The following is a 13,572-nucleotide window of genomic DNA, read 5'->3' as shown; positions in this document are numbered from 1 at the left end:
GTGAATGTCGGATGATGTAACGAGGAGCGCTCGAAGAACAGGAAAGGCCGGCCCGACGTTTCCGTCAGGCCTGCCCTTCTTCGTTCGCTTCGGCTATCTCGAGCTCACGGAGGATCTGCCTCGCGCGGCGGACAATTGCTTCGTCGACGAGTTGGTCGTCCACCCGGATCGCCCCTCGCCCACGGTTTGCAGGGTCGTCCCAGGCGTCGGCTACGTGCTGGGCCCACAACCGCTGCGCTTCATGGGGTCCGAATTGCTCGTTGACCGTGTGCAGCTGTGCGGGGTGGATGCACAGCGCGCCGCCGAAGCCGAGATCTCGGGCGTGCCGCGAAGCGGCGACCAGTCCTGCTGCGTCGTCGAGCGCGAAATGGGGAGAAGCGAGGGGCGCGGCCAGGCCTTGTGCTGCGCTCGCGACGACGAGGGTCGTCATGGCGAGTTCGGTATGCGTTCCCGACGGCTGATACGACAGCCTGAGGTCTGCATAGTAGTCAGCCGCCCCGAAGGCGAGACGCGAGAAGCGCGCGGGGAGAGTGACCTGACTCGACAGGCCGAGCACTCCGGCGGCCGATTCAATCAGCCCCACCACCGGCGCTGTTGATTCACCGTGAGCCTGCTCGATCGCCGACAACGCCTCGTCGACTTGGTCGGCTTGTCTTCCGGGAACGAACTTGGGGATCATCAGGGCCGCGGCGCCGCCCTCCAACGAAGCTGCAACGTCGTCGGCGAACTCGGGCGAGCCGAACGCGTTCACCCGTACAAGCACCAACGGTGGACGACCACCAGGACCGGTGCGAAGAGTGCGCACCACCGAACGGGCGGCCTGCTTCCGATCGGCGCGCACTGCGTCCTCGAGGTCGATGATGACCGCGTCGGCCTCCGAGGTGAGAGCCCGGCCGACCCGTTCCGGCCGGTCGCCGGGGACGAACAGGAAGGACCGGGCGGCGCGAAGGGCTTCTGTCACCTCACGCGTCGAGGTCATGGTGCGGCGACGGGGCCCTGCGTCGGGCCGAACCCGCGGCGGTAGACCATCACGGTGCGGTCGAAGGTGATGACAGGGACCCCGAGTTGGTTCGTTCCGGTGGTGTGGACCGTCACGATGCCCACCTCCGGTCGGGACCGGGATTCGCGCAGGCTGACCACTTCCGACGACGAGTAGACCGTATCGCCTTCGAACAGTGGATGAGGCAAACGCACACTATCCCAGCCGAGGTTCGCCATCACGTTGTACGAGACATCGCTGACCGACTGCCCCGTAACCAGAGCGATCGTGAACGTCGAGTTCACCAGCGGACGCCCGAACTCGGTCTGCTCGGCATAGTGCGCGTCGAAGTGGACACGCGCCGTGTTCTGGGTGAGGAGGGTGAACCAGATGTTGTCGGCCTGGGTGATGGTGCGTCCGAGACCGTGCCGGTACACGTCGCCCACCTCGAAGTCTTCGTAGAAGCGGCCCTGCCAGCCTTCGCGTATCGTCATTCGCTCCGACCTCCATTGACGGCAAGTTCGCGTTCGTCGTTCCTCAGCCGCTGGATCTGCCCGTCGTCGTAACCGAGGACCTCGGTGTACACATAGTCGGCGTCTTCGTTCCGTTGCGGAGCGCGCCGGTATTCGACCGGTTCCGTGCCGACGCGCACCGGGCTGCGCACCTGCCGCACCGTACCGAACTCCGGATGCTCGGACTCGACGACCATCCCGCGCGCGACCGTCTGCTCATCGGCGAGCGCCTGGGCGACGGAATTGACCGGCCCGCAGGGCACACCGGCCGCCCGGAGCACAGCGAGCCACTCCTTCTCCGTCTTGGTCAGGAAGATCCCGTCGAGGATCGGCAGAAGCTCTTCAGCGTTCCGACGGCGGCCGGCGAAGTCCCGGAACCGTTCGTCCTCGGCGAGATCCGGGCGACCGAGCACCTCGGCGAGTCGCTGCCAGAACTTCTCTTTCGGGCTCGCCACGACGATCCAGCCGTCCGCGACCTGGAACGCCTGGAACGGCACCAGCGACGGATGCGCGGAGTGGTGGGTGCGCCGCGGCGTGAAGTCGCCGTTGAGACTCCAGATCGCCGGATAGGTGAGCATCGAGATCGCCGTATCGAACAGGCTGACGTCGCAGTCCATCCCGACCCCGTCCCTGCGGGCGGCGTGCACCCCGGCGAGGATCGAGATCGCGGCGACGAGGCCTCCCGAATAGTCGACGAGCGAGAGCCCGGATTTCGTGGGCGGCCCGCCGGGCTCTCCGGTGATGTCCATCCAGCCTGCCGCGCCCTGCAGGATGTAGTCATACCCGGGCTCGGAAGCGCGAGGTCCCGTCATCCCGAACCCGGTCAGCGCGCAGCACACGATCGCCGGGTTCAGGTGTTTCAGGTCGTCGTAGGTGATGCCGATCTTCGCCGGCACGTCGCCGCGGAGGTTCGAGTAGACCACATCGCTGACCCGCACGAGGTCCTCGAACACCTGCCGGTCGGCCGGCTGCGAAAGGTCGAGCCCGATGCTCCGCTTGTTGCGATTGAACACCTCGAAGAACAGGCTGTCCTCACCACTCTGGTACGGCGGAACATAACGACCGACGTCTCCCCCGCTGCCCGGGTCTTCGATCTTGATGACCTCAGCACCGAGGTCGGCAAGGTGCACACTGCCGAACGGTCCAGCGCCGTACTGCTCAACGGCGAGGATGCGAAGATCTGCAAGAGGTTTCATCGGGAGGTGTTCCTTGTCGTTTCCGCCGAAAGGGACCGCGCATTGACGAGCGCGGCAGTGCGCGCCATCTCGTTGCCGACAATCATCAGCCCTTCATCGACACCCATCCCGGGCTTCGCGAGAACCTGGCTCGCACCACACGCCATCGCGATGTGCGCAGAGACCTGGGCGGATCGCTCGGTCTCGTTGCAGGTCCCTCCGCAGTACGCCTCCAGCCCGGCCGACCTGACCAGAAGCAAGGCCTCGATCGTGTCATTCACGCCACCCAGATCAGGTGTTTTGACGTGGATGATGTCTGCGGCACCCGCCTCCACGAAGAGCCGGATGTCGTCGATCGTGTTGCACCATTCGTCGACGGCGATCCGCACCGACGCTCCGCGACTACGCAGTTGCTTTCGGAGCTCGACATAACGCTCGATCTGAGCCGTGCGGCTGCCCGCGTCGATCGGATGCTCGACAGCGAGCTCGTAGGGCGCGCAGATCCGCGCGAGACCGGCCAAGTAGTCTGCGACAGCCCCGACTTCACCGCCAAAGGCCAACCCGATCGTGCCGTACGTGTCGATGTGGATGCGCGGGCGGTAGTCGGCCGACGGACGCAACTCATCGATACGAGCCACCAGCCAGCGCAGGTACCCTTCCAGGACCTCCCCGCGTGCGCCGAGCTTTTCCTCGACAGTATTGATCAGGGCGTGCGGAAGCACATCCACACCCTTCAGGATCATCTTGTCTGCGTTGAGGTACCGGTCGTCGCCGGTCTGCGCGTAAATCGGCACGGGAAGCAGTGGGGCGTCCGTGGCGTACTCCTGTTGCACCACTTCTGCCATCGTGACCCCGCGGGCTGCCGCGACCGCGCCGAGGATTGCTTGGCTGACGCCGTAGCGGATGGCGGTGTGGAGGATCCCCCGCTCGGTGCGCACGGCGTCGATCTCAGCCGTCAGCTCCCGGAAGCTGTCGAGGGCACGCCCGAGCAGCAGCGGCGTGACGAACTCCGCGATGTCGGCCGCCGCGCGTTCGGCGGAGAACACGGGATCGCGGCCGCCGGCACCGCTGTACTGCACCGACGCGCAGTCACCGTGGACCACTTGTCCGTCGTCGAGCACCATCAGCACGGAGAGCGCCTCACCCGGCTGGCGAATCGAGATGAACCCCGGGGTCAGTGGCTCTCCGATGTAGCGGAAACCGTCGCGCTTGGCTCCCGCGCGAATCGCCGACTGGTCGTCAGCGTAGAAGCCGGTGCGCACAGGGACCGTGATCACGTCAGCGATCCGTTTCAATTCGAACTCCTCAAATGTGTCGTGCAGTGGTCAGTTCACGAAGTCGACGGATGAAGTCCGGGCGACGGGGGTTCCATCCTGACGAGCGCCTTGTCATCGGCCGCGCGAAAGCCGTACTTGCGGTACAACCCGTGGGCGTCCGCGGTGAAAAGAACCCAGCGGAAATTCCTCCCCGGACCTTCGTCGATCATCGTGGAGACAAGGAGTTTTCCGAGCCCGCGTCCACGATGGGCGGCCAGGACGAATACATCGGCCAGGTAGGCATCGCTCACGCCATCGGAGATCGCGCGCGCGAATCCCACCTGATCGCCGGACTCCTCCTCGTAGACTCCGACCACCCGCCAGGCGTTGCCCACTTGCTTTTCAACGTCGGCTCGAGTCCGCCAACGGTGCCAGTAGGCCTCTGTGGAAAGGAAGGTCCAAATGACGCCAAGGTCGAGGCGTGCGGGATCGTCGTCAGCTTCGTAGCCCACGCTCGACCTCGTCCAGAGACGCGTCGTTCGGGGCGGGCACCTGCGCGGCGAAACACGTGGCGATGTCGACGCGGCGCATGAACGCGACGTCGTCGAACTCCTGGGCATAGGCGATGAAGCGAGCCAGGGCGTCCGCGCGTGCCGGGTTGCCCGAGATGCGCGGGTGCAGACCGATTGACATCATCCGTCCGACGTCGTCGCCATCGTTGCGTAACCGGTCGAGCGTCGCCTTCGCCGTTTCGAAGAACTGCTCTGGACTGCCGTAGCCGGTGCCCAGGATGTAGCGGGCGTCGTTGACGACGAGCGAGTACGGGACGACCAGATGATTGCGGTCCGCGACACGAGTCCAGTACGGCAGGTCTTCGTTGTAGGTGTCCGAGTCGTAGAGGAATCCGCCTTCCTCGACGACCAGATCTCGAGTATTGACGCTCATCTCGCGGCAGTACCAGCCGGATGGACGATTTCCGGTTGTGTGTTCGATCGATGCGATCGCGCGCTTGATCGCCTCCCGCTCCTCATCCTTCGTCATCTCGTAGTGGTTGCTCCACCGGTAGCCGTGCCCCGCTGCCTCGTCGCCGCGACGGGCCAGCTTTGTCGCCACATCCGGGTTGCGTTCGAGCGCGACTGCTGCTGCGAAGAACGTGACCGGGATTGCAGCGTGATCGAAGATCCGGAAGAGACGCCAGATACCTGCGCGTGAGCCGTACTCGTACATGGACTCGACAGCGAGGTCCCGCTGATCGTCAACGGCGAACGGCAGCTCGTACATGCCGTCGTTAACGCCATCTCCCATCGCGAAGGTCTTCTCTGATCCCTCTTCGTAGTTCACGACGACCTGGATGGCGACCTTTGCGTCATTGTGCCATCGGACCACTGGTGGGTGCTCCCCGTATCCGACGAGGTCACGGGCCGGTCCGGGGATGCCGTCGACGTCGGCCTGTCGAAAGAACTGCGGATTCAATGCCATGTCTGGGTGCTCCAATCTCAGGGACGATTTGTCAGTCGAGCCCGGCAAGGCTCCGGCCACCGTCGACGACGATGAGCTGACCGGTGACATACGAGGCTTCAGCGCTCGCGAGGAACTGGTACATGTACGCGATGTCTTCCGGATCACCCACCCGTCCGGCAGGAACCTTCCTGACGGTTGCGTCCACGCCGGCCGGGCCGAGGGAGTTCACCGGGTCGAGTGCCTGCGGTGTGCGGATGACGCCGGGTGCCACTGCGTTGGCCGTGATCCCGTCGGGCCCGAACTCGACCGCGAGCGACTTGACGAGTCCGACGAGGCCACCTTTGGCGGCCGCGTAGTGGGAGTGCTCTGGCCAACCCGAGACTGTCCCCGCTACGGACGACGTGGCGATCAGGCGCCCAAAGCCGGCCTTCTGCATGTGCGGGAGGGCCGCGCGGAAACAACGCCACGCGCCATTGAGGTCCACATCGACGACTTTGCTCCATGCGTCGTCGTCCAGGTCCTCGAGAGCAACCTTGCGCGCGATGCCTGCGTTGGCGACGACGATGTCGACGCCGCCGAGTTCACCCACTGCACGCGCCACCAGGCGGTTCACGTCCGACGTCAGCGAGACGTCCACTGGCTCGACGACAGCCCTCCGGCCCGCCTTTTCGACGGCCTCGACAACCGGTCGGATGTCATGGCCGTCCGGCGGATACCATGCCAGCGCGACGTCCGCACCCGCTTCGGCGTAGATCCGGGCCGTCGCGGCCCCGATACCGGACGCGGCTCCTGTGATGAGGGCCACGCGGCCTGTCAAATCGAACACAAGGGTCTCCTCTTCGGTTTCATACGTTCGGTTTTCACAACATCACGTCCCCGCCGTTGGGACCCAGCGTCTGGCCCACGTAATAGGACCCTTCGGCGGAAGCCAGGAGCACCGCAGTGGGAGTGACCTCGTCGACTGTGCCGAAGCGACCTATCGGCAATTCGGCCAGCTTGGCGTTGCGCCATTCCTCGGTTTCGCTGTCGAGCAGCGGCGTCTCGATCGGACCGGGCGCGATCGCATTCACGAGGACACCGCGCCGTGACACCTCGCGCGCCAGCGCCTTTGTGAGGCCGATGACGCCCGCCTTGCTCGCCGAGTAGTGGGCGACGGCTGCGCCTCCGATCTGCCCGAGCTGCGAGGCGATGTTGATGATCCGGCCGTCGCCGCGCTCGAGCATCTGGCCGAGCAGCGCGCGCGTGCAGAGGAACGTGCCACGCAGGTTGGTGTCGACGACGCGGTCCCACTCGGCCACCGACATGTTCTCGAGCAGGGACTCGGTGAAGATCCCCGCATTGTTCACGAGGATGTCCACTCTGCCGAAGTGTTCGAGAGCGGTCTGCGCCATCGCATTCACACTGGCCTCCTCCGCGACATCCGTTCTGACGAACAGACTCCTCCGGCCACATTCGGCAATCCCCGCCAGCACGCTGGCCGCGCCTGCCTCATCGACCTGATCAGCAACGACGATGTCAGCGCCTTCGCGCGCGAATGCGATTGCAATCGCTTCACCGATTCCGGACGCGGCCCCGGTCACCACAGCTACCCGGTCGGCCAATCTACTCATGCTCTCCGACCCGCTCTTTCTCACTGGTCTTCCACACATTGTCGATTTCGCTGCCGGTCGCCAGGTCGAATCGATGCCGCATGAGAAGCATCGACGCGTCATGCTGTGCACTGTCATCACTGCCGACACAGTCCTCGGCAATGACCACGTAGTAGTCGTTGAACATCGCGTCGCGAGCGGTGGATTCGATGCAACCCTCGGTTGTGCATCCGGCGACCACCACAGTCTCGATACCGTTGCTCCGCAGAACGAGGTCGAGATTCGTGCCCCAGAAGCCGCTCGACCGGTATTTGCGTACGACCAGCTCGCCAGGCTTCGGCAGGAATTCGTACGCGAACTCGTGCCCTCGGGTTCCGGGCACCGTGTAGAGCAACGGCGATCCATCGGCCGTGGCGCCCTCATGCATCCGCATGTTGAATCGCAGCTGCGCCGGCGAATCGCTCATGCGTTCCGGGAGCGCCGTGTTCTGGATGTGCACCACAAGGACCTCGCTCTCCCGTGCGGCCGTGAGGAGTTCGGCGGTCCTCGGGCGAGAAACGTCGTACATCGACAGATCGATACCGAGTTGTCCGAATGCTCCGTCAGGATCGATGAAGTCACGCTGCATGTCGACCAGCACGAGAGCGGTGTGCCTTGGATCAACCAGTTCGGACAGCTCGGTGAAGACAGTCTTCCGTCCGATCGCGATCACCGGCGCTCCTCGACCTCGGGGGTGTTTTCGACTTCTTCTTTCACGGTCGGGTGCTGAAGCGACGGCGCGCGCGCCGCGAGCAGGCTTTCGGGCTGCTCGTCGAGAGGCAGGTCGTCTTCGGCGATGAACGAGCCGAGGGCGGCGATCTTCTCGGGCGACTTCGCCCGGTAACGCAGAAACAGGATGACCCCGGCGACGACCCAGATCAGGACCACGAACGGTACCAGGTTGTAAGGCCACGCCTGACCCGGCGTGCTGACGGAGTAGAGCGGATACGCCAGTGCGATGACGCCGAGGATGGGGACGATGACGTGCGTGAACACCTTGCGATCGGCCCTGCGCCAGAAGTATCGGATGAGCGCGATGTTGCTCAGGATGTACACAATGACGATCGCTACGGTGCCGATTGCACCCGTGAACCCGTACGCGCCTGTCGCCCCGGGCCCGAGCCACACCCCGACAGCAAGGCCGATGATGACCGTGAATGCTGTCTGGGCGTAGATTGCACGATCCGGGGAGAACCATCGAGGGTGCACACCGCCGAGGGAAGAGGGCAGGACCTTGTCGCGACCCATGGAGAACATCACGCGAACCGTTGTGTTGTGGATCGCCAGGAAGCAACTGAAGATACCGAAGATGGCGGCAATTTCGATCGGCTGCACGATCCAGGGGGCGACGTGCTGGGCCAGCGTGACGAATGGGCTGGTGTCCTTGAGAAAGGCGGCCATGTGGGCAGAGTCATTCACCCGGTATCCAGCGGTAAGTGCGTACATCATGAACACGTAGAACGTCCCGACAGCTCCGAGCGCCCCGATGATCGCGAGGGGGATGTTGCGTTTCGGATTGCGTGTCTCTTCACCCAGGGTCGCGGCCGCGTCGAAGCCGATGAACGACAGCAAGCCGAATACCACGCCAAGCCCAACCCCGGTGAAGCCCGTCGGAGCGAAGGACGGCAGGAAGACACTGCCCGTGTTTCCCGTTCCTGCCGTCGAGACGGCGACAACGCCCAGGATAAGGAAGATGACAACCTCAATCGACAGCAGAGCGAGGTCGAGGTTCACCGATGCCTTGATACTGCGTAGCGAGAGCCCGAGGATGATCGCCATCGCGGCGAGACTGAAGATCCACCATTGGATCTGCACTCCGAATGTGCTGGACACGTAATCCTGGACGAACGCTCCGAACGCCGTGAACAGTCCTGGGGCCAGGACCGCGTAGCCGATCCAGAATAGCCAGCCCGTGAAGAAGCCGGCAGCTGGCCCAAGGCCCTGGGAATTGAACGTGTAGAACGACCCGGCAGACGGCAATCGGCGAGAGAACTGCACGACCGTGTTGCCGACAAGTGCGGCTGCGATGAACGCAATGAGGAACGACAGTGGTAGCGCACCTCCGGCGGCGGAGGCGGCGGCTGGCGCATTGAGAACCACGGCAAGCACGGGAGCCATCGCCGCGGCAGAGAGCGCGATCGCATTCGGGATCGTCAGCACCCCACCTTGCAGGCGTCGGGATGTTGGTGCTGAAGCAGGTTTCTCTTGTGACGTTGTCATAGCGGAACTCCTTCGTTCTAACCGGGTACGCAGGGATTGTGCTATCAAACTACAATTGCATTGATCTATCAAGAGTCGCTTACTAATATATTTAGCGGATATTAGATGACTGTTTCGCTACCCGATTTCGTAAGCGCGGCGTGAGATGGTTGATCAAACGAATGATGAGAGGGAAGGGCGGTCTGTGGAAAACGAGCGAGCCAGCGACACGGCGTACGGCATTCTCACGGACATGATCGTTGACCTTCGGCTCCCGCCAGGGTCCTTCTTGAACGAGCAATCGCTTGCCGACCAACTCGGGCTCGGGCGGATGCCGGTTCGCGAAGCACTCGCCCAACTCGCGAAAGACCGCTTCGTCACGATCATGCCGAGGCGAGGCACCGTCGTGACCCCACTCGCCCTCGATGACATTCTCGGCATGTTCGAGGCCCGCGAAGCCGTTGAGTGCGGGATCGCCTACATTGCAGCCTCCCGAGCGACCGACGACGACCTGGAAGCACTGCGGAAATTAGTGAAGACGGTGGACGATGCACGCGTAATCACGGATTCCGAGCAGTTCCTCAAAGACGACCATGCGGTGCATTCATTCCTGATCCACATGATAAGGAACCCCCTTCTGCAGGACGCCGCCGACCGCCTCCTGCTTCACAGCCTGCGTTTTTGGCGTTCGTACTGGCGAGACAGGCCCCCGCGCCAGGAAGCCATGCTCTCGCATGCCGAGCTTTTTGAGGCCGTTGAAGCACACGACTCGGTCAGAGCGGAGAAGGCAATGCGGGAGCACCTACAATCGTCCCGCCAGCTCGTGCAGCTCCTGTTCTGAGCTGAACTGGGCTAAACGCCAGGTGAAACTTCCTGAACCCCCGCCCGCGCGCATCGTCATGTCATCCGACGGCCTGAAACTTGCGACGTACGAGTGGGGTGACGAGGATGCGCCCGTGGTACTGGTCGTTCACGGTTTCGCGTCCAGCGCGACCCTCAACTTCTTCCGAACAGGGTGGACGCGCGACCTGACGCGCGCCGGCTTCCGCGTGATCGGTCTCGACCAGCGTGGCCATGGCTCAAGCGACAAACCGCATGACCCGTCGTTCTACAGCCTCGACAGACTCGTGGACGACGTGCTGAACGTCCTGGATACCTACCTCATAGACGAGGCCCACTACGTGGGCTATTCGCTCGGCGCGCGCGTCGGCTGGCAGGTTGCCCTCGAGATGCCCGACAGGATCACCCGTGCCGTGCTCGGTGGGATCCCCGACGGGCAGCCATTGACCCGGTTCCGAACCGACCAGGCCCTCGATTTCCTCGAGAAGGGCGAGCCGGTCACCGATGGGATCACCGCCGCATATCTCACGATGGCGTCGGCGATGCCCAACAACGATCTGGCCGCCCTGGTCGCGCTGGTCCGGGGGATGCGCGGTGGCATCGAGCCGTCGCCCGACAACCCGCCGACCGTGCCGGTACTCTTCGCCACCGGAAGCGAGGATGCGATCATCGCGCGCTCACGACTCCTGGCGGATGCGACGCCACGTGGGCGCTTCTGTACGATCCCCGGTCGCCACCATTTCAACGCCCCGACCTCACGACAGTTTCGGGACGCCGCCGTGGAGTACCTCGGCGAACCGAAGCCGGCCGTCGACTGAATTCCCTCCGGGATCAGGTCTTTATAGAACTGAACCGATTCGGCTAGCACGGGGTGAGTGTTGCCACCGCCTCGCTGAGCGCACCGGTTCCACCGATCAGAACCACCTCTGTGGCGCCGAGACCGTGGATATCGGCAAGGACCTGATTCGGCACGCAGGTGCCGGGCACAAGGTAGAGGGGCGCGTCGACGACGCCGCCCGCCCACGGGCCGGCAGACAGACCATCCGGAAATCCGAGTCCCGACACCAGGAAGACGGTCGGCGACCTCGGATTCGAGGTGTTGGTTCCATCCGTGTCGTACGCAGCCTCGTTGAGCACTTGGGAGGTGCGGAAACGGTCCCCGCCAGAGAAGCGGTATACGTTGCCGCCCATCACGTTCGCGAGGTCCTGGGCGACGCCGTCGGAGATCGACGCCGTCCCCCCTGCGAGGTAGACGGTGGATGTGGAGAGGCTGCGCAGTGTCGACAAGGTGGCCGCGTCGACGTGGGCGCTCGAGCCGTTGACGAGGAGGACCGGAATTCCGAGTGCCGACGCCACCGAGGCGGCGGACAGCGCATCGGGATAGCCGTTTCCGCTTGCCAGGAAGATTGTGCTCGCTCCAGACTTGAAGGCGTTCCTCACAATGGCGGCGCTCGTCGCGTAACGGGAGGCCCCGGCCCATCGTTCCACTGTCGCGGCCATCGTCCGCAACTTCGCGAAGAGGGCATCCGAAACGACTCCCGTGCCGCCGACCACGACGATCCTGGCCGGACTGAGTCGCGTGATCTCCTTCGCAACCACGCCCGGCAGCGAATCCGGGCCGGTCAGCAGCACCGGGCCACCGAGCGACGCGGCGGCGGGTCCCGCAGACAGCGCGTCGGGGAAGTTCAGTCCGTTCGCGATGAAGACGACTTTGGCGCCGTTGGGGAAGGCGTTCTTCGAGATCGCCACGCCTGTCGCGAATCGATCTCCGCCTGCGACCCTGTCCACGGCGACGTCGGCCGTGACCGACTGGGTGTAGGACGCGGTCGTCGCGCCGCCGATCGCATCCCGTGCCGTCACCGAGTAGGTGAATTTGCCGCCGAGGTACGGGATGCCTGACAGGATCCCCGTCGACGGATCGAGGGTCAGCCCAGGAGGAAGCGCCCCGCTCGTCACGGTGAAGGCCACTGACGTCGTCGCCGTGGCCGTGACCGTGGTCGAGAACGTGGTACTCGACATGATGGATGCCGCGGGCGCCGCTGACGTGATCGAGATCGGCGAGGACAGCACTGTGATTGGGTAGCTCGCCATCGAGTCTCCGAGCGCATAGACGTTGCCCGTGTGCTCGTCGACCGCGGCAGGAGCTGCGACCGATTTCACCGGGATGGATGCGACAACGGCCCCTGTCGATCCGTCGATCTCCTTGATGACCGGGCCGCTCTGCGCTACGTAGAGGGTGTGCGACGCACGGTCGAGCACGAAGGTGTAGGTGGATAACGGCGCTGTCCACACCACCGCACCGGTTGAGAGGTTCAACGCCTCGAGCTGGGTGGTGGTGCCCACGTAGATGTCGCCGGCGCCCGAGTCCACTGCGATGCGCGTGGCGTTGTATGGCACGTTGTAGGTCGTGGTAACGGAGTCGGACACCGGATCGATGACGCTGACGACCAGAGGAATCGAGCTCGGCCAGGACGTTGCGACAGTGCTGAGGGCGTACACATGCCCGGTCGTCTCGTCGACGGCGATACCGGCGGTCGCGCCCGCGACCGGAATACTCGCCACAACCAGGTCGGTGGCGCCGTCGACCACCACCACCGTGCCCGCGACCAGCACGTAGATCCTGTTCGCCGACGAATCGACCGCAATGTCCTGCGCGGTCCCGTTGGTCGGGAGTGACACTGACGCGATCTTTGCACCCGACGCGCCGTTGAAGACCTCCATCGTGTGGTCGTTCCCGGTGACATAGACATCATTGGTTGTCGTGTCGACCTTCAGGTCGTTCAATCCTGTGATGCTGAACGAGGTGTGAATAGTCCGGATCGTCTGTGCGGTGTAGCCGTTGATTTCGATGATTGCGTCAAGCGACTGCGACTCCGCGTAGATGACGCCGTTGCCAGAGTTGACGGCAAGACCATCAGTGCCCGGCCCGGGCGAAGGGATGCTGTCGGTCTGCACGAGCTGAGGAGGAGGAGACGCGTGAGCGGCTTCGGGGACAGCGACCGCAAGTACGCTCGCAAGGAGCAGCGTTGTGACGAGCAGGGAGAGAGCAGACTTCATGGCAGGCCTTCGGGTGGGCGCAACAGTAAAAGGTCGCCGTCTTCTCGACTGAACGAAACCACAGGCCGGCGACGAATCGTAACCGATGGAAGGTAACCCGGGCAATCGCGCGCGGGTTGGCGGGGCGCTACCCGTGCGCCCGCTGCCCTACATCCGTCGTCCCGGTCTCGGGCACCACCTCGGTAGCGCAGCTCTCAAATCCACAACACTCATCGCGTACAGAAGGCGCCAGCCTGCCCTCGGGCAGGCTTTTCTGTGTTCTGGACGCACTCTCAACGCGATTCAGACACGTTTCGATCGACAAACACGAAAGGCCAGCCCGAGGTTTCCCTCAGACCGGCCTCTCTTCGTTCGATCAGCCAATTTCATGAACCTGTTTTCGCAATTTCATGCCGGTGCCACTAGCCCTGACGGCGAAGCGCGTGATTTCGCGGACCTGTGCTTGATCTTGGGCAGTGATCACCT

At 64.0% G+C, this 13,572-nt stretch carries 13 protein-coding genes; 2 read left to right on the top strand and 11 right to left on the bottom strand.

What is annotated here, in order from left to right; translation table 11 throughout:
- Window positions 1-64 precede the first annotated feature (64 nt).
- From G3T36_RS05590 to G3T36_RS05545, 10 genes are read right to left on the bottom strand one after another with little or no spacing between them, the layout of a single operon-like run.
- Window positions 65-979 carry an HpcH/HpaI aldolase/citrate lyase family protein gene (locus G3T36_RS05590; protein ID WP_205245014.1) on the bottom strand — a complete coding sequence of 305 codons (915 nt, stop codon included), beginning with the start codon at window positions 977-979 and terminating at the stop codon, window positions 65-67.
- A complete protein-coding gene (locus G3T36_RS05585; protein WP_163288564.1) occupies window positions 976-1,473 on the bottom strand; it encodes a MaoC family dehydratase in 498 nt (165 codons plus the stop codon). The genes G3T36_RS05590 and G3T36_RS05585 overlap by 4 nt, the downstream gene beginning before the upstream one ends.
- Window positions 1,470-2,687 (bottom strand): CaiB/BaiF CoA transferase family protein, encoded by a 1,218-nt coding sequence (locus G3T36_RS05580; protein ID WP_163288563.1) that lies wholly within the window; start codon window positions 2,685-2,687, stop codon window positions 1,470-1,472. Before G3T36_RS05580 ends, G3T36_RS05585 begins: the two co-directional genes overlap by 4 nt.
- Window positions 2,684-3,961, bottom strand: a complete 1,278-nt coding sequence (locus G3T36_RS05575) for a methylaspartate ammonia-lyase (protein WP_163288562.1) — start codon at window positions 3,959-3,961, stop codon at window positions 2,684-2,686. Before G3T36_RS05575 ends, G3T36_RS05580 begins: the two co-directional genes overlap by 4 nt.
- A 35-nt stretch (window positions 3,962-3,996) precedes the next feature.
- Window positions 3,997-4,434, bottom strand: a complete 438-nt coding sequence (locus G3T36_RS20130; protein WP_193571047.1) for a GNAT family N-acetyltransferase — start codon at window positions 4,432-4,434, stop codon at window positions 3,997-3,999.
- Complete coding sequence (locus G3T36_RS05565) at window positions 4,418-5,401, bottom strand: polysaccharide deacetylase family protein (RefSeq protein WP_163288560.1); 984 nt, start codon at window positions 5,399-5,401, stop codon at window positions 4,418-4,420. Before G3T36_RS05565 ends, G3T36_RS20130 begins: the two co-directional genes overlap by 17 nt.
- Before the next feature lie 31 nt (window positions 5,402-5,432).
- Window positions 5,433-6,209 carry an SDR family NAD(P)-dependent oxidoreductase gene (locus tag G3T36_RS05560; protein ID WP_338031475.1) on the bottom strand — a complete coding sequence of 259 codons (777 nt, stop codon included), beginning with the start codon at window positions 6,207-6,209 and terminating at the stop codon, window positions 5,433-5,435.
- A gap of 34 nt (window positions 6,210-6,243) precedes the next feature.
- Window positions 6,244-6,993, bottom strand: a complete 750-nt coding sequence (locus G3T36_RS05555) for an SDR family NAD(P)-dependent oxidoreductase (RefSeq protein WP_163288559.1) — start codon at window positions 6,991-6,993, stop codon at window positions 6,244-6,246.
- Window positions 6,986-7,684, bottom strand: coding sequence for an isochorismatase family protein (locus G3T36_RS05550; RefSeq protein WP_163288558.1), 699 nt, complete (start codon window positions 7,682-7,684; stop codon window positions 6,986-6,988). The genes G3T36_RS05555 and G3T36_RS05550 overlap by 8 nt, the downstream gene beginning before the upstream one ends.
- Complete coding sequence (locus tag G3T36_RS05545; RefSeq protein ID WP_163288557.1) at window positions 7,681-9,231, bottom strand: APC family permease; 1,551 nt, start codon at window positions 9,229-9,231, stop codon at window positions 7,681-7,683. Before G3T36_RS05545 ends, G3T36_RS05550 begins: the two co-directional genes overlap by 4 nt.
- A 184-nt stretch (window positions 9,232-9,415) precedes the next feature.
- Between G3T36_RS05545 and G3T36_RS05540 the strand changes: the two genes are divergently transcribed.
- Together G3T36_RS05540 and G3T36_RS05535 are read left to right on the top strand one after the other, a co-directional pair.
- Entirely contained in the window at window positions 9,416-10,051 is a 636-nt protein-coding gene (locus G3T36_RS05540) for an FCD domain-containing protein (RefSeq protein ID WP_205245013.1), read from the top strand.
- Window positions 10,052-10,073: 22 nt separating this feature from the next.
- A complete protein-coding gene (locus tag G3T36_RS05535; protein WP_338031474.1) occupies window positions 10,074-10,868 on the top strand; it encodes an alpha/beta fold hydrolase in 795 nt (264 codons plus the stop codon).
- Between the two features lie 43 nt (window positions 10,869-10,911).
- Here G3T36_RS05535 and G3T36_RS05530 read toward each other — a convergent pair whose 3' ends face one another.
- Complete coding sequence (locus G3T36_RS05530) at window positions 10,912-13,107, bottom strand: cell wall-binding repeat-containing protein (RefSeq protein ID WP_163288555.1); 2,196 nt, start codon at window positions 13,105-13,107, stop codon at window positions 10,912-10,914.
- Between the last annotated feature and the right edge of the window lie 465 nt (window positions 13,108-13,572).

Source organism: Leifsonia tongyongensis (genome assembly GCF_010686705.1).
In the GTDB taxonomy this organism is placed as follows: domain Bacteria; phylum Actinomycetota; class Actinomycetes; order Actinomycetales; family Microbacteriaceae; genus Diaminobutyricibacter; species Diaminobutyricibacter tongyongensis.
Note: the sequence above shows the minus strand (reverse complement) of the source record. Positions and strands in the feature narration are given on the sequence as shown.